Origin of the sequence: Kribbella sp. NPDC058693 (genome assembly GCF_042715335.1) — a bacterium.
Classification (GTDB): Bacteria; Actinomycetota; Actinomycetes; order Propionibacteriales; family Kribbellaceae; genus Kribbella; species Kribbella jiaozuonensis.
Map to the genome: position 1 here is coordinate 999,008 of NZ_JBHXSQ010000001.1, position 21,086 is coordinate 1,020,093.

Below are 21,086 nucleotides of genomic sequence, written 5' to 3' on the forward strand. Positions count from 1 at the left end.
TCCTTAACTGGAGTGGGAGATCAGGAGTTCGGGCTGCCCTGGCTCAGCTGGGCGGCGCTGGTCACGACGTGGTCGATGAAGCCGTACTCCTTGGCCGCCTCGGCGGTGAACCAGCGGTCGCGGTCCGCGTCGTTCTCGACCTGCTCGAGCGGCTGGCCGGTGTGCTCGGCGATCAGCTTGAACAGCAGCGCCTTCAGGTGCAGCGACTGCTCGGCCTGGATCTTGATGTCCGAGGCCGTACCGCCCATACCGCCGGACGGCTGGTGCATCATGATCCGCGCGTGCGGCAGCGAGTAGCGCTTGCCCTTCGCGCCGGCGCAGAGCAGGAACTGGCCCATCGAGGCCGCCAGACCCATCCCGACGGTGGCGACGTCGTTGGAGATCCACTGCATGGTGTCGTAGATCGCCATACCCGAGTCGACCGAGCCGCCCGGGGAGTTGATGTACAGCCAGATGTCCGCGCTGGGGTCCTGGGCGTTCAGCAGGAGCATCTGCGCGATGATCGCGTTCGAGTTGTCGTCGCGAACCTCGGACCCCAGGAAGATGATCCGGTTCTTCCGCAGCTCGCGGTAGATGTCGTCGTCTTGTCCGCCGGCTCCGTTGCCGCCCGCGGCGGTGGGGATGGCTGCAAATGTCTCGTTCACAAAGCCGACATTACTGGTCGGCGGCGACAGACCTAAGGCTGGGCCACAGGTGTTCGCTTACGGCGCACCCCCGCCACGCAGTTCGTCTGCTGTGAGCGAATTCGGCGCCCTTTCGACCCCTCGACCGCTGTCTTGTCAGGTACTTCAGGAAATACGAACGGCCCGGAAACCCTTTGCAGGGTTCCGGGCCGTTCGGCGTCTCGTCAGGCCTTCGCGGGCTCCGCGACCGGGGCCTCGGCGTCGGCCGCCTCGTCGACGCCCTCGGCCTCCGGGTCGGCGTACGTGCCGTCGGGCTGCAGGGTCTTCAGCTCGACCGTGTTGCCGGACCCGTCGGTGACGGTGGCGTTCTCGACCAGGTAGGCCAGCGCCTTGCCGCGGACGACCTCGGACACCAGGCTCGGGACCAGGTTGTTCTCGACCGCGTGCTGGGCGAACTGGTCCGGGCTGACGCCGGAACGCTGCGCGTGCCGGACGATGTGCTCGGTCAGCTCCTGGTCGTTCACGCTCAGCTCCTGCTGCTCGGCCACCAGGTCGAGCACGAACTGCGCCTTGATCGCGTCCTCGGACCGCTTCTTCAGGTCCTCGTCGAACTCTTCCTGGGTCTGCTCCTCACCCTCGAGGAACTGCTCCATCGTCATCCCGGAGTACCCGAGCTGCTGCTCCAGGTTCTCCTTGCGGGCGGCGAGCTCGTCGGTCAGCAGACCCTCCGGCACCGGCACGTCGACCAGCGTCAGGATCTTCTCCAGTACGGCGTCACGCGCCTCGCCGGCCTGCTCGAGCCGCTTGCCGCGCTCCAGCCGGGTCCGCACGTCGGCGGTCAGCTCCTCCGCGGTGTCGAACTCCGAAGCGGTCTGCGCGAACTCGTCGTCGAGCTCCGGCAGCTCCTGCTCCTTCACCGCGGTCACCGTCACCTCGACGTCGACGTCCTCGCCCTTCAGACCGCCGCCGACCAACTGGGTGACGAACGTCTTCTTCTCGCCCGCGCTCAGGCCGATGACCGCCTCGTCCAGGCCGTCCAGCAGCTGACCGCTGCCCACCTGGTACGACAGGCCGGTCGCCTGCGCCTCCTCGACCTTCTCGCCGTCCTTGCTGGCCGACAGGTCCAGGGTGATGAAGTCCTTGTCCTGCACCGCGCGCTCGACCGGGTTCAGCGAGCCGAACCGCTGCCGCAGGCCCTCGATCTGCTCGTCGACCTCGTCGTCGGAGATCGCGATGTCCTCGACCTGGGCCTCCAGGCCCTCCAGGTCCGGCAGGGTGATCTCCGGGCGGACCTCGACCTCGGCGGAGAACTGCAGGCTCTCCTTGTCGTTGAACTCGGTCACGTCGACCTCGGGCCGGCCGATCGCCTTCACCTGGTTGTCACTCACCGCCTGCGAGTACAGCTTCGGGAGCGCGTCGTTGATCGCCTCCTCGAGCACCGGTCCGCGGCCGACCCGCTGGTCGATGACCTGCGGCGGGATCTTGCCCTTGCGGAACCCGGGGACGGTGATCTGCGAGGCGATGCTCTTGTACGCCGCGTCGAGGCTCGGCTTGAGCTCCTCGAACGGCACCTCGACGATGAGCTTGACCTTCGTCGGGCTCAAGGACTCGACGGTGCTCTTCACGGTGGCGGTTCTCCTTGATTCGATGACATTCACAGCACGGGCGACAGCCCGAACCGCAGCAGTGCTGCAGGGGGTTTGTCGGGGCGACAGGACTCGAACCTGCGGTCTCCTGCTCCCAAAGCAGGCGCGCTAGCCACTACGCTACGCCCCGCAGTGACCGCACGAGTCTAGTCGACCCGAACCAGTGCTCGCGCCACCACCCCGCCGACGTACCGTTTTGAGTCCAACGGGGTCCGTATGGAATCATGTCCGAGCACGCGGGTGTAGCTCAATGGTAGAGCCCCAGTCTTCCAAACTGACTACGCGAGTTCGATTCTCGTCACCCGCTCGGGCGAGCGGCGAGTCCTGCCTGCGGAAAGCGCAGGCCGGGGCTCGCCCTCTTATTTGTGCGCCTTCGCTCCGCTCGGCGCGAGCGGGGCTCCGCCACCCGCACCCCCCTGGGCCTTCGCTTCGCTCGGCCGCTTGGGTCGGGTTTCGCGGTCCGCTCGGCCGCTTGGGTCGGGTTTGGCGCTTCGCTCGGCCGCTCGGGGCGGGTTTGTGTCAGGGGGCGCGTAGGAAGGCGACTGCGTCTATTGCGGCGGGGGCCGTGCTGGTGGAGATGATCTTGACGGCGCCGGTGCGGAAGACCGTGGTGGGGAGGTAGGTCGTTACGCGGGTCGTGGTGGTGGCGGCTAGGGAGATGGTGCCTAGTTTTATGTTGGCGTGGTAGATGTCTATGCGGCCTTGGCCGGGGCCGTGGATGGCGGTTATGGCTAGGCGTTGGGCGGCTTCGGTGGGCTTGGTGAGGTAGGCGCCGTTGGCTTTCAGGATGGTGGTGGTGCCTTGGAAGGCCAGGGTGCTGGTGGAGCGGGTGACGGTGCCGGCCGAGGTGAAGGCGCGGTCGTCCTGGGGTGCTACCGAGCAGATCTGTGGGGTCCAGGCGGAGAGGTTGCCGAGGTAGTCGCGGGAGCGGACCATGAAGCACTCGTCCCAGCCGAGGCGGGGGGACCAGGTGATGGACGTGATGCGGGTGTTCTGCCAGGTGGCGGGGTAGATCCACTTGCCGAGGGCCACGCCGGGGGCGGCGGTCTTGTAGACGACGTCGTACGACGCGATGTCGGTGTCGTCCTTGTAGGCCCAGCGGACCGTTGAGGTCCCGCTCAGCTGCACTCGGTCACCTATGCGCCAGGTGACTAGGGACGGCGCTGTGCCGTCTACTTCGCTGCAGTACGACGTGCTCCAGGCGCTCACGTTGCCTGCGTAGTCGCGTGCTCGTACCGACCAGCACGTGTCTGTGCCGATGGGGGCGGTCAGGCTCGCTGCGGTTGTCTTCAGGCCCTGCCACGCGGGGACCAGGTTCCACGCGCCGTACGGCGAGGTGCGGTTGGGGCGCTGCTGGATGCGGAGGTCGTAGCTCAGCACGCCGGTGGCGGGCGAGTTCGGGTCCTGCGGGTCGTTGAAGGCCCAATCGAACGACAGGCTGGTGTTGTCGCGGACGCGGTCCCCGGCCGACGCACTGGTGAGTACGGGCGCGACCGTGTCGGGGTGCTGCTGCGGGTCCGGGCTCAGCCAGCTCAGCGTGATCACGCGGGGGTTGCCGTCCGAGTCGGCGTACACGATCTTCGCCAGACCCGAGCCGTCCGCGCGGAAGCTGGGGCCGGCCGTGCGGATCGGTCCGTACCGGCGCTGCCCGAGAGCCGGATCGTTCAGGTCGGTGACCAGTAGGTCGGATCCAGACGCTTGGACCGCAAAACCGTTGCCCAACTGGGAGTCCGCTGTCACAGACAGATTGCGCGGCGGCTGCGGTCCGCTGACGTCGACGACCTGGTTGCAGCCGCTCAGCACAGCCCACCGGCCGTTCACGTCGTCGGGACCGACGGTGCACGCGCTGGCGACCAGAATGGTCTTCACGACACCAGTGGTCAGGTTCTTGCCGTCCAGCTGACCCGGCGACGTCACCTTCCACACGGTGTCGCCGGACATGGCGAACGGCGGCGCGTAATCGGCCAGCTTCGTCTTCGAAGCAACGTTGTACACCTCTGCCGTCGCTCCGGCCGGCGTGCGGTGCGAGACGAGCTTGCCGCCCTTCCCGAGCACCACCTCGTCCGCTGCGGGGAACGTGAGTCCGCCGACCTTCGCAGTACTGCCGTCGAACGTCAGCAGCGCAGAGCCCTCCACCTGCAACGGTTTGCCGACGTTCGTGCCGCCTGACGCGGTCCAGGTGGTGCCGTTGTTGCTGGTCTCGTAGACCGGGTTCGACACGACCACGCGGGCACCGGACATCCCCACGTCGATCGCAGACCGCCCGGGGACCAGCACCCCCGCTCCCAGGTGCGGCGGCGGGTCGGCAGCCATCACCTGCGACGCCGACAACGGCAGCAGTACGACGGCGCACACAGCCGCCGCCTTGACCCGAAAGCTCACCACGAGACCCCCCAGTACTCCGAAGACAACGGGCCGCACCCTAGTCAGTAACCACCGGTAACGGAAGCACCCTGGAAAACAGAGTGACACACCGTGACTCCAAGAGGATCCTGGAGGGCTGACCAAGGACGGCAGCCACGAAAGGAATGAATGCAGGCAGGAATCACGGTATCGGCGGCAGAACTGCCCGAAGTACTGCTGCACGTCGCAGTGGTACGCCCGGTCTTCCTCTGGGGCGCACCGGGGATCGGCAAGAGCAGTCTGGTGCGGGCGTTCGCGGAATCGCTCGGTCTGGAGTGCGTGACGCTGCTGGGGACGCAGCTCGCGCCGGAGGACCTCATCGGCGTACCGCAGATCGTCGACGGCCGCAGCCGGTTCGCACCGCCGGTGGCGATCGCCCGGGACGAGCCGTACTGCCTGTTCCTCGACGAGCTGAACGCATCGTCCGCCGAGGTGCAGAAGGCGTTCTACTCGCTCATCCTGGACCGCCGGATCGGTGAGTACGAGCTGCCGGAGGGCTCCGTCGTGATCGGCGCCGGCAACCGGGCCACCGACAACGCGCTGGCCCGTCCGATGGCGAGCGCACTGGTCAACCGGCTCGTCCACGTCCACCTGCGTGCGTCCGCGAGCGACTGGCTGCAGTGGGCGGGTACGGCGGGCATCCACCCGTGGGTACTCGAGTACCTACGCAACCGCCCCGACCACCTGTGGACCGCACCGCCGAAGACCGAGGAGCCGTTCTCCACCCCGCGCAGCTGGCACATGCTGTCCGACTCCCTGCACTCGTACGGCGATGACGTGTCCGACGAGACGCTGCGAGTACTTGCCTTCGGCACCTTGTCCGCCACGCACGCCTCCACGTTCCGCGCGTACGTGAAGACGGTCCGGCACGCCTTCGGACTGGACGCCGTACTCAAGGGTGAGACCGGCTGGCCGGCCGCTCCCGAGGACCGTGACCTGCTGTACTTCCTCGCCGAGACCTTCCGCGCCCGCCTGATCAAGGAACTGGCCGCCGACAAGGCATCCGCCAACCCTGCGGCCCGTCAGCTCGCGCACCGCGGCAAGGCGCTGCTGGTGGAGCTGGCGGAGATCTCGCTGGAGATCGCGCAGCTGGTGATCGCGTCCGACGACGACGGCCGTCCGGTGCTGCCGACGTGGTTCCTGGTGGAGGTCAGCCGCGACCTGCCGCGGCTGGTTGCTGCGCGTGCCTAAGCGCAAGAAGCAGCGGGACCCGGCGTGGGAGGCGATCCAGGCCGGCTGGACGGCCGTCGTACGGCACCCGCTGTTCGCACCGATGGCCGACTGGGCGCGCAGCCCGGTCCGTGACGACGACTGTCCGGCGGACGCCTGGGCGATCATCGACTCGAACGGCCAGATCCGCACGCACCGGACTCGCCGAGCCACGCCGGACGAGTGGACCTGGGTCTTCGCCCACCTGCTCATCCACCTCGGTCTCGGCCACGCAGACCACGACCGGCCGGAGCCGGACCAGCCCGCGTGCGCCGCGTACGACGTGGCCGTCAACCGCTACCTCCAGTCGCTCAAACTCGGTACGTCGGTCGTCGAGCTGCCGGCGTCCTTCCCGGGAATGGACGACGACGCGCTGGCACGCCTCTGGCGGCGTGAAGGCGTGCCGGCGGAGTACGACGGACTCGGTGTGGCAGGCCGGCGATCCGACCTCGAGCTGGCCCGCTGGAACGGCTGGGGCAAGAAGCCCGAGTGGAGCGAGCTGTTCGCCGCCGGACTGTCCGCCGCGGCCGCAGCGGCTGTCGAGGTCGCCGGCGGTGCACGCTCCTCGCTCGGCAACGGCCGTGGGCGGGACAAGTGGGACCTGGCGCTCGGCTGGTTCGTCTCGTCGTACCCGCTGCTCGGTGCGATCGCGTCGAGCATGACGATCGTTGCCGAGGTGGAGCTCGCCCGCGGCTGGGACATCCACACGGCGGCGGTCAACGCGTCCGTCGGCGAGATCTACGTCAATCCGCTCACCAGCCTGACGCTGAGCGAGTGGCGGTTCGTGATGGCCCACGAGATGCTGCACGCCGCCCTGCGCCATGGCGAGCGGGTCGGCGGCCGTGACCCGTACCTGTGGAACGTGGCCGCCGACCTGGTGATCAACGGCTGGCTCCTGGAGATGGGCGTGGGCAGCATGCCGGACGGCGCGCTGCACGACCCGGTCCTCAAGGGCATGTCTGCCGAGGAGGTCTACGACCGCATCACCACGGACCTGCGTCGCTACCGGAAGCTGGCGACCCTGCGTGGCGTCGGACTGGGCGACGTACTGGGCCACCCGCTACCGCACGCAGGCGAGGCCGCACGCGGCGCCGGGCTGGACGACATCTACCGACGGGCGCTCAGCACCGGGCTGGCGTACCACGACTCCGCCCGCGGCACGCTCCCAGCCGGACTGGTCGAGGAGATCCGCGCACTGGACCACCCGCCGCTGGCCTGGGACGCACAACTGGCCCGCTGGTTCGAGGAGCAGGTGCCGGCCGTCGAGAAGACCCGCACGTACGCCCGCGCCTCCCGACGCCAGTCCGGTACGCCGGACATCCCGCGCCCCGGCTGGATCCGCCCGGTCGAGCTCGACCGGCTTCCGACGTACGGCGTGGTGCTCGACACGTCCGGCTCGATGGACCGCGAGCTGCTGGGCAAGGCGCTCGGCGCGATCGCGTCGTACTCGCGCGCTCGCGACGTACCGGCCGCGCGGGTCGTGTACTGCGACGCGGCGGCGTACGACGCGGGGTATGTGCCCGTGGACGACATCGCCGGCCGGGTGCAGGTCCGTGGCCGTGGCGGGACGGTGCTGCAGCCCGGTGTCGACCTGCTCGAGCGGGCGAAGGACTTCCCCGCTGAGGGTCCGATCCTGCTGATCACCGACGGCCAGTGCGACGTCGTCCGGGTACGGCGCGAGCACGCCTGGCTGATCCCGCGCGGTGCCTCATTGCCCTTCACTGCAAAGGGTCCTGTGTTTCGCGTTGAGTGAACAGATGTAGTCGACTGACTCTCCCGGGTGACAGGTTCACAGGCATGGCATCGGTCGTGACGGGTGAATTCAGGAAGCTGTGGATCGGACAGCTGGTGTCAGCGTCCGGCAGCGCAGTCACGACTGTCGCGCTGCCGCTGGTAGCAGTCGTGACCCTGCAGGCGTCGGCCGTAGAGATGGGTGCACTGTCGGCCGTCTCGATCGCGCCGCATCTGCTGTTCGGTCTGTTGGCCGGCGTCTGGGTGGACAGATGGTCGCGCCGACGCGTCCTCATCTGGACCGACGTCGGACGGCTGTTCCTGCTCGCCTCAGTGCCGATAGCGGCGGCGATGGACGTACTGCGGATCGAGCAGCTGTACGTCGTCGCCGTACTCACCGGAGTGCTCACACTGCTGTCCGACACCGCCTCCCAGACGATGATCCCGATGCTGGTTCCACGCGAGGACCTGATGCGGGCCAACAGCGCCGCTCTCCTGAACCTGAACCTCGCCTCGACCCTCGGACCGTCCGTAGCCGGCTTCCTCGTACAGGTCCTGACAGCACCGTTCGCGATCGTCATCGACGCCACGTCGTACGTCGTGTCCGCAGTCGCGTCGTACCTCATCCGCGAGCCGGACCGCGTGCCCCCACGACCGCGGTCCGAAGTACGCCTGTCAGCAGGTCTGCGCGTGCTCTTCGGTCACCCGATGCTCCGGCCGCTGGTCATCTCCGCGGGTATTGCGGCCATGGCCGGAGCTATGCAGGGGCCGCTGGTCGTGCTGTTCCTGATCCGCGAGCTCCAGCGGTCCCCCGCCTTCGTAGGACTCACGCTGACCGCGTTCGGCGCTGCCGCGGTCGCCGGAACCGTCGTGGCCGGTCCCTGGTGCCGACGGGTCGGCCTCGGCCGCTCGTACCTGTCCGGCGTCTTCCTTGCCTCACTCAACGGCGTCCTGCTCTTCACCGGTCGTACGCCGCTCATCCTCCTCGGCCAGGTCCTCGCCGGCCTGGGCATGTCGCTCTTCGGAGTCCCCCAGCGCACACTCCGCCAGGCCCTTGCCCCCGACCACCTCCTGGGTCAGGTCACCGCCTCCTGGCGCACCCTCGTCATCGGCGGCCAGACAGCCGGCGCCGCCCTCTCCGGCATCCTGGCCACCGCCCTCCACATCCGCCCGACGCTGCTGATCGCGACCGCCGGCATGCTCGCGGGGTTGCTGGTCGGCGTCTTCTCACCGCTCCGCGGACTGCGGGAACTGCCCGAAGGGGAACCGGCCGGGCGATCGCTGGCGTAGTACTAATTGCGGATCGTGATAGGTCCGGACGGGCTCCCGCGTGGGTCCGGGGTGGGTTATTGCGTTTCATCCGGGGGGAATGGAATTGGCGGGACAAGCGCTTACCTACTGGGCGATACTGGAAAGTGCGCCGTTTTCTGGTCGCCCAAGCCCCTTGTGAACCGAAGTAGATGGGAAGTGCGCCCGTCCAGATGCCGTCAGAGCACGCTGTCACAGCGCCGTCGATCGCTGCCCCTACCACCCGTGTCCCCGAACGCAGCCGCAACCTGTGGCGACTGCGTCCTTACCTGAAGCCGCACAAATGGCGCCTCGCGGTGATGTTCTCCACCGCCATGCTGGGCGTCGGTGTCAGCCTCACCGTTCCGCTCGTCACCAGGTCCATCATCGACGGACCGGTCACCCGCCACGAGCTGAGCATGCTGGTCCCGCTCGCGCTGCTGGCCCTCGGGCTGAGCATCGCCGAGGTCATCTTGGTGTGGATGCGCCGCTGGGCGCAATCCCGAACGGTCAGTGATTTGGAGGCGACTCTCCGGCACGACCTGTACGTCCGGCTCCAGTCGCTGCCGATGGAGTTCCACACCCGGTGGCAGAGCGGTCAACTGCTGTCCCGCGTCACCACCGACCTGTCCACGATCCGCCGGTTCATGGGCTTCGGTCTGCTGTTCCTGGTGATGAACATCCTGCAACTGGTCGTCGTCACGATCCTGCTGCTGCAGCTGTACTGGCCGCTCGGTCTCGTGGTCCTGGTGGCCGCCGTACCGGTCGTCATGGTGTCGCTGAAGTTCGAGAAGAAGTACCTGCGGATCTCCCGCAAGGTCCAGGACCAGCAGGGTGACCTGGCCACCCGGATCGAGGAGTCGGCGCTCGGCTTCCGGGTGATCAAGGCGTTCGGCCGGCGGCCGCACGTCCAGCGCCAGTTCGACGACGAGGCGACCACGCTGTACGACACCGAGGTCGAGAAGGTCCGGCTCGCGTCGAGGTTCTGGAGCTTCCTCGGCGTCATCCCGAACCTGACCCTGGTCATCGTCCTGCTGCTCGGCGCGCTCGCGGCCGGCCGGCAGGCGATCACGCTCGGCACCCTGGTCGCGTTCATCACGCTGATGCTGTCCCTGGTCTGGCCGGTCACCTCGCTCGGCGCGATCCTGGCGATGGCGCAGGAGTCGATGACCGCGGCGGACCGGATCAGCGAGATCCTCGACACCTACTCGGTGATCAAGTCCGGCCCGGAGGAGCTCACCGACGCGCGTGGGCACCTGCGGTTCGAGCACGTCGGGTTCCGGTTCTCCGACGACTCCGCCGAGGTGCTGCACGACATCAACCTGGACCTCACCCCCGGTACGACACTGGCCCTGGTCGGCGCGACCGGGTCCGGCAAGACCACTCTGACCGCACTGGTCCCCCGGCTGTACGACGTGACCGCCGGACGGATCACCATCGACGGACACGACATCCGGGACCTGTCCCTGGTGTCGCTGCGGAGCGCGGTCGCGTCCGCGTTCGACGACCCGACGCTGTTCTCGATGAGCGTCCGGGAGAACCTGACGCTCGGCCGCCCGGACGCCGGTGACGCCGACGTACAGCAGGCGCTGGAGGTGGCGCAGGCGCAGTTCGCCAACGAGCTGCCGTGGGGGCTGGAGACCCGCGTCGGTGAGCAGGGCATGTCGCTGTCGGGTGGACAGCGGCAGCGGCTCGCACTGGCCCGTGCAGTGCTCGCCAAGCCGGCCGTACTGGTGCTGGACGACACGCTGTCGGCGCTCGACGTACACACCGAGGCTCTGGTGGAGGAGGCGCTGCAGAACGTGCTCGCCGACACCACCGGCATCGTGGTGGCGCACCGCGCGTCGACCGTGATGCTGGCCGACAAGGTCGCCCTGCTGCAGGGCGGCACGATCACCCACGTCGGAACCCATCAAGAACTGCTGGCGACGGTGCCGGAGTACCGGCACCTGCTGGCAGCCGAAGAAGAGGAGGTGCACGCATGACGACGACCCAGCAAACACCTCCTCAAGCGAAGGAACGCGAACAGCAGCCGCCGGAGGAGCAGAGCTGGCGGGGCCTGTTCGAGGAGGACCCGGACCGGGAGATCTCCCGGGCGACGACCATCCGGCTGAAGGAGGACTCCCGCAAGCTGCTCGGGGAGCTGCTCCGGCCGTACAAGAAGCTGATCTGGCTGCTGGTCGCGATCGTGATCGTCGAGAACGGCGCCCGGCTCGCGGTGCCGTACCTGGTCCACCTGGGCATCGACAACGGCATCCCGCCGATCCTGGCGGGCGAGGGCTCGCAACAGCTGATCACGATCGTGATCGCGGTGTTCGCGGCCGCGCTGATCCAGGCGTGGGCGCGGCAGATCTTCCTGATGCGGTCCGGCCGGCTCGGTCAGACCATCCTGCTCGGCCTGCGCAAGCGAGTGTTCGACCACTTCCAGCGGCTCAGCCCGGCGTTCCACGACCGGTTCACCTCCGGTCGGGTGATCTCCCGGCTGACGTCCGACGTACAGGTCATCGACGAGATGCTGGCGAGCGGGTTCGACAGCCTGGTGACCGCCGTACTGACCCTGGTCGGTACGTCGATCATCCTGCTCACGCTCGACGTCAAGCTCGGTCTGCTCGCACTGCTCTCGTTCCCCGCGCTTCTGGTCCTGACGGCGTGGTTCCGGAAGCGGTCGGCGGTCGTGTACCGGCAGACGCGTGAGGCTGTCGTACTGGTCATCGTGCACTTCGTCGAGTCGATGACCGGGATCCGCGCGGTCCAGGCGTTCCGCCGGGAGCCGCGGAACGAGGAGATCTTCCACGGGGTCAACGACCGCTACCGGAAGGCGAACCTCGAGTCGTTCCGGCTGAACGCGGTGTTCATGCCGGCGATCAAGGGCGTCGGCAACATCACCATCGTCGCGATCCTGGCGTACGGCGGTTACCAGGCGTACCACGGGCACGTGACGGTCGGCGTCCTGACGGCGTTCCTGCTGTACCTGCGTCAGTTCTTCGAGCCGCTGCAGGACATCACGCAGTTCTACAACACGTTCCTGTCCGCGTCGGCGGCGCTGGAGAAGCTGTCCGGCGTACTGAACGAGACCCCGGACGTTCCGGAGCCGATCGAGCCTGCCAAGCCGGGCAAGGCGCGCGGCCACCTGGAGCTGCGGAACGTGCGGTTCGAGTACGTCGACGGCGTACCCGTGCTGCCCGGCCTGCAGCTGGACGTGCCGGCCGGTCAGACCCTGGCCCTGGTCGGTACGACGGGTGCCGGCAAGACCACGATCGCCAAACTGGTCGCACGGTTCTACGACCCGACCGGCGGGCATCTGCTGCTCGACGGTGTGGACCTGCGCGACCTGTCCGAGGACGACCTGCGCGAGCGGGTGGTCATGGTGACCCAGGAGAACTTCCTGTTCACCGGCTCGGTCGCCGACAACATCCGCTTCGGCAAGCCCGACGCGACGATGGAAGAGGTCGTCGAGGCCGCGAAGGTGATCGGCGCGCACGACTTCATCATGGCGCTGCCGGACGGCTACGAGACCGCGGTGGAGAAGCGCGGATCCCGGCTGTCGGCCGGTCAGCGGCAGCTGGTCGCGTTCGCGCGGGCGTTCCTGGCGGACCCCGCCGTACTGATCCTGGACGAGGCGACGTCCAGCCTGGACATCCCCAGCGAACGCCTGATCCAGCGGGCTCTGAGGACGATCCTGGCCGACCGTACGGCGATCGTGATCGCCCACCGGTTGTCCACCGTCGAGACCGCGGACCGGGTGCTGGTGCTGGAACACGGGCGGATCATCGAGGACGGCTCACCGGACGACCTCATCACCCGTGACGGCCACTACGCCGGGCTGCACCAGGCCTGGGAGGAATCACTGGCCTGAGTTCCGTCGTACGACCAGCGGCCCGCAACCTCACCAGTTGCGGGCCGCTGGCTTTTCTTCCCGGAGTAATACCTATTAGCGTCTAGCGCCCGGGCGAACCGGGCCGGTACGGTCCTGCCACCCGTCGTGAGGAGAGTGGGATGCCGATCAGTCGTCGTACGTTGAATCTCGGGATCGCGGCCGGAGCCGCCGCCGCTGCATTGCCGACATCCGCCAACGCCACCGGACCACGTGGTGGCGGCGGTCACGGACATCACCAGCCGGCCGCGCCGGTCTTCGCCGAGACGACGTTGTGGGACAACACCGTCGACCCGCTGGCCAGCTACTTCGTCTACGGGTTGATCGCGACGCGCAACGACACCCTCATCGCGTGCACCGAGGGCCGGCACGAGGTGTGTGACGCCGGACCGCACGATCTGCTCATCCGGCGCAGCACGGACCGCGGACAGACCTGGCTGCCGACGCAGACGGTCGAGGCGTCGGTCAACGGTGAGAGCTGGGCCAACCCGACATTCGTTGCCGACGGCCACACCGGTGAGGTGTTCCTGTTCTACAACCTCTGCGCACGGCTGCCGGAGAACACCAGTTGCTCCTCCGACACCGGCATCGTGCACTACCGCTCCAGCACCGACAACGGCGCCACCTGGGGCGAACGGCACAGTCTGGACGGTCTGTTCGACAGCTTCCCGTTCAACTGGGAGATGCACGGCCCTGGCCCCGGCCACGGCATCCAGCTGCAGTCCGGCCGACTGCTGCTCACCGTGTCGCACCGGACGATCATCACCGGCGTACCGACGGCGGACCGCAACTACGGCGCCTCCACGATCTACAGCGACGACCACGGTCGCACCTGGAAGGCCGGTGGCGAAGTACCGCTCGGGACGGGTCTGCCGACGGTCGGCGAGGCCAGACTGCTCCAGCGGGAGGACGGGTCGATCGTGATGAACAGCCGGCCCGGCTCCGGCAACGATTGGCCGCGTGACTTCGCCATCAGCACCGACGAAGGTCTCAGCTGGTCGCGCGCGGTGATGGACTTCAGCGTGGGCCTGTTCAACGGCTGCGACATGGGCTTCCTCAGGTACACCGACCAGGCCAACCGCGTGCTCCTCAGCCGGCCGGACTCCCCGATGCGCTGGAACATGACGGTCGCGGTCAGCTATGACGAGGGCAAGTCGTTCCGCTACAGCCGATCGATCAGCCAGCTCCGCGGGTACTACTCCGACCTCGCTCGGCTGTCGGACGGCACGATCGTCCTGCTGTACGGGTGCGACGGCGACATCGACAGCAGTCCGCGCCGGGTGGCCGTCGCCCGCTTCAACCTGGAGTGGCTGACCCAAGGACGCGACAGTCTGGCCACCGGGCCTGGCCTTTCGACGTCGTCGTACCCGATGAACTACCCGCGGCTCCCAGCGGGCGCTGTCGGCGCGTACGTCGACCAGTCGATCCACGTGGACCACGCCGACACGTACGAGCTCTGGCTGCGCTACTACCGCTCGGCCGACGGCGGACTGGTCACGGTGACCGTCGACGGGGACGCGCCGCGGGTCAGTGCACTCGACCTGACCTCGTTCCGCGGCGAGGGCTACGACATGGTGCTGCTGGACCGTCGCCAGCTCACAGCAGGCCGGCACTCCATCCGCTTCACCCTGGCCGGTGCAGGCCGAGGCGGCGGTACGGCGGTCGCGCTCGAGCAGCTCGCCCTCGTCAAGGCAGCGGCCACGCCGGACGTCCGCGAAGAGGTGACCGTCGACAACGGCGGGCTCGGCTTCGAGACCGTCGGGACGTGGGCCAGCGCACGCGGCATCCTCGGGTACTACGGGTTCAACTACCTCAGCCACGCCAAGGGCACCGGCGCCAATCTGGCCCGTTTCCGTCCCGCCATCCCCGGCACCGGTCAGTACGAGGTCCTCACGTCGTACACCGCCGATCCGAACCGCGCTTCCAACGCGAAGTACGTCGTACACCACGCGGCCGGTACGACGACGGTGACGGTCAACCAGCGGGTCCGCGGCGTACCTGATCCGCGTACTGGTGAATGGGTGTCGCTCGGGACCTTCACCTTCGACGCCGGGCTGGACAGCTACGTAGAGCTCAGCGACGACGCCGACGGGTTCGTGATCGCCGACGCAGTCCGCTGGCGCAGGCTGCCGTAGTTCTGTCCGTAGGCCCCAGTACGTTGGGCGCATGTTGACGACGCTGGCGGTGGAGAACTACCGGTCACTGCGGCGGATCGTCATGCCGCTGGGCGGATTGAACGTGGTGACCGGAGCGAACGGATCAGGCAAGTCCAGCCTGTACCGGGCGCTCCGGTTGCTCGCCGATGCCTCGCGTAACGGCGCCGTTGCGGCCCTGGCACGCGAAGGTGGACTGCAGTCGACGCTGTGGGCCGGTCCGGAGCAGGTACGCAAGGACCGGCCGGTGCAGGGCACGGTCCGCACCGGCCCGGTGACCTTGCGGATGGGATTCGCCGGCGACGACTACGGCTATCTGATGGACCTCGGGCTGCCCGTGCCGATTCGCTCCGAATTCAATCTGGATCCCGAGATCAAGCGGGAAGCGTTGTGGGCCGGGCCGTTCCTTCGACCGGCTGCGCTGCTCGTCGATCGGAGTAATCGCGAGGCTCGGATCCGTTCGTCCGGCGGCGAGTGGGAACGCGCGGGTCATCAACTGCAGACGTTCGACAGCATGCTCAGCGAGTTCGCGGATCCGGAACGCGCGCCGGAGCTCATGCTGGTGCGGGACCGGCTGCGAGGTTGGCGGTTTTACGACCACTTCCGCACCGACGCCGACGCGCCGGCCCGACGAGTGCAGATCGGGACGCGAACGCCCGTCCTGTCCCAGGACGGCGGGGACGTTGCGGCCGCTCTGCAGACGATCCGTGAGCTCGGCCCGCACGGCGCCCTCGACGAGGCCATCGAGCTGGGCTTCCCCGGCAGCCGAGTTGATGTCGTCAACACCGATGGGCGCTTCGAGGTTGCGTTCCACCAGCACGGTCTGCTCCGACCGCTGTCCGGCGCGGAGCTGTCCGACGGCACCCTGAGATACCTCCTGTGGGTCGCCGCCCTACTGACTCCGAGACCGCCAGAACTCCTGGTCCTCAACGAGCCCGAGACCAGCCTGCACCCCGATCTCCTGCCCGCCCTGGCGAACCTCGTCGTCACCGCAGCCAAAGAGGCGCAGGTCATCGTGGTCACCCACTCGCGCCCGTTCATTTCCTCACTCCAGGCACTCTCCCCCGACCTGCACACCATCGAGCTGGTCAAGGACCGCGGCGCCACCACCATCGACGGCCAGGGTCCGCTCGACGAACCACCCTGGAAGTGGCCGTCGCGCTGAGCTCAGTGCTTGACCGACTCGAACCGGACCAGGATCACGGAGCCGGCTGCCGAGAGGGCGAAGCCGATGATCGCTGCGGGCCACCAACCGGCGCGGACGGCGTCGTTGAGGACGAACACGCCGACGGCGGCCGGAGTGATCGTCTGCAGCGCGATCATCGGCGTCGTTGCCAACGTCACCGAACCGCGCTGCAGCGCCAACGAGTACAGGATGAAAGCGAGCGCTCCACTGATCGGGAGCGTGTAGAGCGTGGGGCTGTGGAAGAGCTCGGAGATCGAGCCGTCCTGGAGCAGCCGGGCGGAGATGGCGACGCCGGCGTACCCGAGACCGGCCAGCATTCCGAGCAGTGCGGTCGAGACGCCGTGCTGCGATCGGCTGGCGGTGGCACCGAGTACGGCGATCGTGATGAGGCCGACGATGATGCCGATCGTGAGGCCGTGATGCTGCACGTTCGCGCCGGCGTCCCCGGCCGAGACCGCGAGCACGCCGAGGCCGACGCAGACCGCGGCCACCGCCGACCATTCGAGCGCGCTGAGCTGATCCGACATCAACCGGGTCGCGAGCAATGCGGTGACAACCAGGCTGACCGCGATACCCGCCTGCGCCAAGTACAGCGGGAGTAGCCGCAGCGCGACGAAGTGCAGGCCGAAGCCGGCCAGGTTGAGCGCGAGTGCACCCAGGAACGCGGGCTGCTTGAGCAGCGCGACCACGAACCCGCCGAACCGCCGCGGACTCAGCTCCGACTCGGTCGGCACCTTCCGCGAACCGACCGCCTGCATGATCGCGCCGACACCGAACAGCACCGCGGCCCCCAGAGCCGCGCCAAGACCGAGAACCATCTACGCGACAGCCCTGCGACGCCAGGTGAGGTACAGACTCAGTACGCCGTAATAGACCAGGTACGACAGCGAGACCGCGACCACGATCGCGTTCGGGTTCGGCATCTGTGCGAGGAGTACGGCGTACGACGCGAGCCAGACCGCGGTCGTCAGCAGGTTCACCGAGCGGAACGCCTTCGTCCGCGACGGGTACACGTACTTCACCGGGATGAAGACCAGGATCGAGCAGACGACCAGGATGATGCCGGTCGTGACCGGGCTCAGGCTGAGCACGACGACGTAGAAGGCGACCACGTTCCAGTAGCTGGGGAAGCCGAGGAAGAAGTGGTCCTCGGTCTTCGCGTCGACCCGGCAGAACTGGTAGCTGGAAGCAAGCAACGGCAGCGCCCCGAGGATCGCGCCCCAGGTGCCGGCCGGCAGGTAGCCGCCGGTCCACAGCAGGACGATCGGGGCGAACGCGTAGGTCAAGTAGTCGACGATGTTGTCTAGCATCGCGCCGTCGAACCACGGGATGGTTTCCTTCACCCGCAGCCGACGCGCGAGCATTCCGTCGGTCCCGTCGATCACCAGGGCCGCCAGTCCGAGCCAGAGGGCGCGGACCGCGTCGCCGTCGATGGCGGCGATCACGATCAGCAACGCGAGCACCGTTCCGCTCGCGGTATAGGCATGCAGTGCAAGTCCGGCCAGACGCAACCGCGTCGACCCGACGAACGGTTCCTGCACCGCGTCGTGTGTGGTCAGGACGACTCCCAGAACTCAAGCGACGCAGCAGCGCCGGGCCGGGTCAAGGTGAACCCAGCCGTCGCCAGCGTCTCACAAGCCTGGTCCGGCGACGGTCACCGCCCGTCATCCCACGCCGGATCTTTGCAAGGACTTAGGTCCTGGCTGGTAATCCAGCGCCAGCCAGGGCCTTAGTTGACCGGGTCCAGCAGGAAGAGCGGGATCTTGCGGGTGGTCTTGGTCTGGTACTCGGCGTACGGCGGGTACGCCTCGACGGCCCGCGGCCACCACTCGTCGTACTCCGCGCCCTCGATCTCGCGGGCGACGTACTCCTTCGTGGTCTCACCGTCCTGCAGGGTGAGCTTCGGGTCGGCCTTCAAGTTGTAGTACCAGACGGGGTTCTTCGGGGCGCCGCCGAGCGACGCGACCGCGGCGTACACGCCGTTGTGCTCCACCCGCATCAGCGGAACCTTGCGGATCTTGCCGGACTTGGCGCCGCGCATCGTCAGCAGCACCACGCGCATCCCCATGATGTCGACCGCGGCGGTGGTCCCGGCGGCGGTCACCTTCTCCACCTGATCACGGACCCAGCCGGCCGTGCTCGGCGCATATTCGTCGTCAGTGTTCGATGTCATGTCACCAATCGTAAGGTGACACGTCACCATCACCAACCGCCGCGTGTCGCGGAGCTGGTCAGGAGGCCGAGGGAGTTCTCCCAGGCCTGTGCGGACACCTCGGCGTGCTCGGTCTGCTGTTCGGGGGTCAGGTCCAAGCGGTCGAAGCCGGACTCGACGACGAGCAGGCGGGTGCCTTCGCCTTCGGGGGTCAGGGTGAATTCGACCAGGTTCGCGTTGCCCGGCGCGGGCTCGACGCCAGGCGTGACGGCGTACCGGTAGGCGAAGCGGCGGCCCGGTTCGACCTTCTCGACGAAGCCGAAGAATTCGCCGTGTTCGTCCCAGCGCAGCACGAGCCGCCCGCCCGGCCGCAGGTCGAGCTCCGCACCGCCGAACGCGTACCAGTGGGCGAGTCCTTCGGGCTGCGTCACCATGGCCCAGACCTCCTCCGGCCGAGCCTCGACGTACACCTCACGCTCCACGCTCTCCATGGGCCCCATCCTGTCAAATGGCGCAGGACTGCAGCTGGGTCGCGGTGGCGATGGTGGCCTCGATCCAGCGGCGGCGGAGGAAGTGCGCCTTGGCCAGCCGATGGACACCGTCCAGGACGACCAGCCGGCCGCGGTACGCGACCAGGTTGATCGGGAAGTCGAGGTCCGCGTCCATCACCCGCTGGTAGTGGGCCCGGAAGTTCATCGGCGTCTCGGCGACCTGGTTCGGCGTGACCCGGAACCGTTCGCCGTCCAGCTGCCACAGCGGCAGGTCGAACATCCAGACCAGGTCGGCGATCTCGACCGGCTCGACCTTCAGGTCGAGCTCCCACAGCTTCGCCAGCTGCCAGCGGTACGGCGGGAACACCTCCCGCAACGTCTCCGGCATCATCGCGACCAGCTCTTCGAACGAGACGTCGGGTGCGGCCCGGTCCGCCCCGGCACCGAAGGTGTCGCCCAGCCCATCGATCGTCACGACGGAGCAGGCTACGCCATCGGCAGGACCGCGGGTCTCAGCCGTGCGCCATCCGGTGGATGATCACGATCGCCGAGTCGTCCCCCGGCCCGCCGGCGGTCGCGACCAGGTCGGCCGCCCCGCCCACGAATCCCTGCGCCACAAGGCGTTCCGCATGCCCGGTGAGCCGGTCCGTACCGCGGCCGATGTCCCGCCGCGGCGTCTCCACCATGCCGTCGCTGTACAGGAACAAGGCGTCCCCGAGCCGCAGCTGCCCATGGTTCGCCTTGAACTCCGGCGCCTCCATCAACCCGAGCAGCGGCCCGTCCGCGTCCCGCGTCTGCCATCGGCCCGACCAGGCGTCGAACTGGATCGCCGGCGGATGCCCGGCCGTGCGTACGTCGAAGTCCCCGGTCCGCAGGTCGAGCACGACGTGGACCACGGTCGCGAAGTCGTCGTCCCAGTCCTGCCGGCGGATGTACTGATTCGCCGACGGCAAGAACTCCTGCACCGGTACGACGCCGAGCAGTCCGCCGAACGCACCCGACAAGAGCAGCGCCCGCGTGCCGGCGTCGATTCCCTTGCCCGAGACATCGACCAGCGCCACCTCGAGGAAGTCGCCGTGCATCGTCGACACCACGAAGTCACCCGAGAACGTCGACCCGCCGGCGGACTGGATCGCGACCTCGACCCGCCAGCCCGGCGGCAACGGCGGCATCTCCCCCTGCGCGGTCAGCGTGTCCCGCAACTCCATCAGCATCGACTCGCTCCGGGTGCCGGCCACACCGAGCCGGCTGCGCACCTTGGCGCTGGTGATCATGATCCAGCCGACGATCACCAGCACCAGCACGAAACCGATCCGCGGCATCGTCACGCCGCGGGACAGCACGACGTACGAACCGAACGCGGCCGTGATCCCGGTCAGCGCGACCAGCTCACCGAACCGCAGCAGCACGCCGCCGACGACCAGCGGGATGATCAGGAACGAGGCCGGTACGAAGGTCATCCAGATGAAGCTCGCGATCGAGATCACCAGCTGAACCAGCGACAAGGCAACGAACGCCAGCCGATGCGAACGACGGGCACGACGACCCAGCGCTTCGACCCGGCGGCCGATGCGTCGTACCAGCGCTAGACCGCCGTTCTTCCTCATGGTGTGAAGAAGATAACGGTACCGATCGGTCCGCGCATCAATTCGCAACACAACTGATGGGTTTCAGCTCTTGCGAGTGAGTCCGGTCCGTTGACATTTGGGACACCAGAAAAGGTTGCGGCCGGCCAGGATCTTGGTCCGGATCACCGACTGGCAGACGAAACAGTGCTGCCCCTGCCGCCGGTAGACGTAGACCTCACCACCATGATCGTCCTTGCGTGGGTCACGCCCCATCGCCTCCGGCGTGTGGTCGTCGGCAACGGTATCGATCCGGCCGGTTTCGACGCCGTACTTCATCAGCGCGAGCAGGTCGTCCCACATGCCCTGCCACTCGCGCTTCTTGACCACGTTGCCCGGCGTCATCGGGTTCAGCTTGGCCCGGAACAGCACCTCGGCGCGGTACACGTTGCCGACGCCGCTCAGCACGTCCTGGTTCATCAGCAGCTGCCCGATCGGCAGCTTGCTGCGGTGGATGTGCAACCAGCCGGCGCCCTCGAAGTCGGCCAGGAAGTGCTTGCCGTGGGCCTCGGTCTGCCGCAGCACGTGTCCGTTGAGGAGCGCGGCGCCGTCGACGAACCGGCCCTGCGGGCTGAACGCCTGGACAATACGGCCGCCGAAGGCGTCCCAGACGTCGTTGGCCAGGCGGTGCAGGGTGTGACCTTCAGGCATGATTCCTCATATGGGGACGACAGGTGGTTCTGGTGCAGCCAAGGGCGGACGCGCT

At 68.0% G+C, this 21,086-nt stretch carries 17 protein-coding genes and 2 tRNA genes; 8 read left to right on the top strand and 11 right to left on the bottom strand.

Annotation, left to right across the window (positions count from 1 at the left end):
• Positions 1–20 precede the first annotated feature (20 nt).
• The 3 genes from ACFWUU_RS04705 to ACFWUU_RS04715 form a co-directional block, all read right to left on the bottom strand.
• Entirely contained in the window at positions 21–644 is a 624-nt protein-coding gene (locus tag ACFWUU_RS04705) for a ClpP family protease (protein ID WP_137253620.1), read from the bottom strand.
• 203 nt (positions 645–847) lie between these two features.
• On the bottom strand, positions 848–2,248 hold the full coding sequence (gene tig, locus ACFWUU_RS04710; protein ID WP_380172722.1) for a trigger factor: 1,401 nt from the start codon (positions 2,246–2,248) through the stop codon (positions 848–850).
• A 78-nt stretch (positions 2,249–2,326) separates the two neighbouring features.
• Positions 2,327–2,399, bottom strand: a tRNA-Pro gene (locus ACFWUU_RS04715).
• 106 nt (positions 2,400–2,505) lie between these two features.
• On the opposite strand from ACFWUU_RS04715, the gene ACFWUU_RS04720 reads away from it, so the two are divergent.
• A tRNA-Gly gene (locus tag ACFWUU_RS04720) sits at positions 2,506–2,576 on the top strand.
• A gap of 212 nt (positions 2,577–2,788) precedes the next feature.
• Here ACFWUU_RS04720 and ACFWUU_RS04725 read toward each other — a convergent pair.
• Complete coding sequence (locus ACFWUU_RS04725; protein WP_380172724.1) at positions 2,789–4,651, bottom strand: hypothetical protein; 1,863 nt, start codon at positions 4,649–4,651, stop codon at positions 2,789–2,791.
• A 150-nt stretch (positions 4,652–4,801) separates the two neighbouring features.
• Between ACFWUU_RS04725 and ACFWUU_RS04730 the strand changes: the two genes are divergently transcribed.
• The 7 genes from ACFWUU_RS04730 (at position 4,802) to ACFWUU_RS04760 (ending at position 16,091) form a co-directional block, all read left to right on the top strand.
• Positions 4,802–5,863 carry an ATP-binding protein gene (locus ACFWUU_RS04730; protein ID WP_380172726.1) on the top strand — a complete coding sequence of 354 codons (1,062 nt, stop codon included), beginning with the start codon at positions 4,802–4,804 and terminating at the stop codon, positions 5,861–5,863.
• Positions 5,856–7,634: a hypothetical protein gene (locus ACFWUU_RS04735; RefSeq protein WP_380172728.1), complete on the top strand. Its 1,779-nt coding sequence runs from the start codon at positions 5,856–5,858 to the stop codon at positions 7,632–7,634. Before ACFWUU_RS04730 ends, ACFWUU_RS04735 begins: the two co-directional genes overlap by 8 nt.
• A gap of 44 nt (positions 7,635–7,678) precedes the next feature.
• Positions 7,679–8,902: an MFS transporter gene (locus ACFWUU_RS04740; protein WP_380172730.1), complete on the top strand. Its 1,224-nt coding sequence runs from the start codon at positions 7,679–7,681 to the stop codon at positions 8,900–8,902.
• A gap of 191 nt (positions 8,903–9,093) precedes the next feature.
• Positions 9,094–10,884, top strand: coding sequence for an ABC transporter ATP-binding protein (locus ACFWUU_RS04745; protein ID WP_380172732.1), 1,791 nt, complete (start codon positions 9,094–9,096; stop codon positions 10,882–10,884).
• On the top strand, positions 10,881–12,755 hold the full coding sequence (locus ACFWUU_RS04750) for an ABC transporter ATP-binding protein (RefSeq protein ID WP_380172734.1): 1,875 nt from the start codon (positions 10,881–10,883) through the stop codon (positions 12,753–12,755). The genes ACFWUU_RS04745 and ACFWUU_RS04750 overlap by 4 nt, the downstream gene beginning before the upstream one ends.
• A 140-nt stretch (positions 12,756–12,895) precedes the next feature.
• Positions 12,896–14,908: an exo-alpha-sialidase gene (locus ACFWUU_RS04755; RefSeq protein ID WP_380172736.1), complete on the top strand. Its 2,013-nt coding sequence runs from the start codon at positions 12,896–12,898 to the stop codon at positions 14,906–14,908.
• 31 nt (positions 14,909–14,939) lie between these two features.
• Entirely contained in the window at positions 14,940–16,091 is a 1,152-nt protein-coding gene (locus ACFWUU_RS04760) for an AAA family ATPase (protein ID WP_137253612.1), read from the top strand.
• A gap of 2 nt (positions 16,092–16,093) precedes the next feature.
• Here ACFWUU_RS04760 and ACFWUU_RS04765 read toward each other — a convergent pair whose 3' ends face one another.
• From ACFWUU_RS04765 to ACFWUU_RS04795, 7 genes are all read right to left on the bottom strand, one after another.
• A complete protein-coding gene (locus ACFWUU_RS04765; RefSeq protein ID WP_202877600.1) occupies positions 16,094–16,930 on the bottom strand; it encodes a hypothetical protein in 837 nt (278 codons plus the stop codon).
• Positions 16,931–17,653 (bottom strand): CDP-alcohol phosphatidyltransferase family protein, encoded by a 723-nt coding sequence (locus ACFWUU_RS04770; protein ID WP_380172738.1) that lies wholly within the window; start codon positions 17,651–17,653, stop codon positions 16,931–16,933. It lies immediately after the preceding gene.
• 188 nt (positions 17,654–17,841) lie between these two features.
• Positions 17,842–18,285: a nitroreductase family deazaflavin-dependent oxidoreductase gene (locus tag ACFWUU_RS04775; protein WP_380172740.1), complete on the bottom strand. Its 444-nt coding sequence runs from the start codon at positions 18,283–18,285 to the stop codon at positions 17,842–17,844.
• 29 nt (positions 18,286–18,314) lie between these two features.
• Positions 18,315–18,755 carry an SRPBCC domain-containing protein gene (locus ACFWUU_RS04780; RefSeq protein ID WP_380172742.1) on the bottom strand — a complete coding sequence of 147 codons (441 nt, stop codon included), beginning with the start codon at positions 18,753–18,755 and terminating at the stop codon, positions 18,315–18,317.
• A gap of 13 nt (positions 18,756–18,768) precedes the next feature.
• Positions 18,769–19,230, bottom strand: a complete 462-nt coding sequence (locus ACFWUU_RS04785; RefSeq protein ID WP_233714610.1) for a hypothetical protein — start codon at positions 19,228–19,230, stop codon at positions 18,769–18,771.
• A 37-nt stretch (positions 19,231–19,267) separates the two neighbouring features.
• Entirely contained in the window at positions 19,268–20,362 is a 1,095-nt protein-coding gene (locus ACFWUU_RS04790; RefSeq protein ID WP_380172744.1) for a PP2C family protein-serine/threonine phosphatase, read from the bottom strand.
• Positions 20,363–20,425: 63 nt separating this feature from the next.
• On the bottom strand, positions 20,426–21,031 hold the full coding sequence (locus ACFWUU_RS04795) for a hypothetical protein (protein WP_380172746.1): 606 nt from the start codon (positions 21,029–21,031) through the stop codon (positions 20,426–20,428).
• Positions 21,032–21,086: the final 55 nt, after the last annotated feature.

What these genes read in the sequence shown, in the direction of transcription:
- ACFWUU_RS04730 (WP_380172726.1), top strand. Translation starts at nt 4,802, where the DNA reads ATGCAGGCAGGAATCACGGTATCGGCGGCAGAACTGCCCGAAGTACTG.
- ACFWUU_RS04740 (WP_380172730.1), top strand. Translation starts at nt 7,679, where the DNA reads ATGGCATCGGTCGTGACGGGTGAATTCAGGAAGCTGTGGATCGGACAG.
- ACFWUU_RS04745 (WP_380172732.1), top strand. Translation starts at nt 9,094, where the DNA reads ATGCCGTCAGAGCACGCTGTCACAGCGCCGTCGATCGCTGCCCCTACC.
- ACFWUU_RS04750 (WP_380172734.1), top strand. Translation starts at nt 10,881, where the DNA reads ATGACGACGACCCAGCAAACACCTCCTCAAGCGAAGGAACGCGAACAG.
- ACFWUU_RS04755 (WP_380172736.1), top strand. Translation starts at nt 12,896, where the DNA reads ATGCCGATCAGTCGTCGTACGTTGAATCTCGGGATCGCGGCCGGAGCC.
- ACFWUU_RS04760 (WP_137253612.1), top strand. Translation starts at nt 14,940, where the DNA reads ATGTTGACGACGCTGGCGGTGGAGAACTACCGGTCACTGCGGCGGATC.
- ACFWUU_RS04765 (WP_202877600.1), bottom strand. Translation starts at nt 16,930, where the DNA reads ATGGTTCTCGGTCTTGGCGCGGCTCTGGGGGCCGCGGTGCTGTTCGGT.
- ACFWUU_RS04775 (WP_380172740.1), bottom strand. Translation starts at nt 18,285, where the DNA reads ATGACATCGAACACTGACGACGAATATGCGCCGAGCACGGCCGGCTGG.
- ACFWUU_RS04780 (WP_380172742.1), bottom strand. Translation starts at nt 18,755, where the DNA reads ATGGAGAGCGTGGAGCGTGAGGTGTACGTCGAGGCTCGGCCGGAGGAG.
- ACFWUU_RS04790 (WP_380172744.1), bottom strand. Translation starts at nt 20,362, where the DNA reads ATGAGGAAGAACGGCGGTCTAGCGCTGGTACGACGCATCGGCCGCCGG.
- ACFWUU_RS04795 (WP_380172746.1), bottom strand. Translation starts at nt 21,031, where the DNA reads ATGCCTGAAGGTCACACCCTGCACCGCCTGGCCAACGACGTCTGGGAC.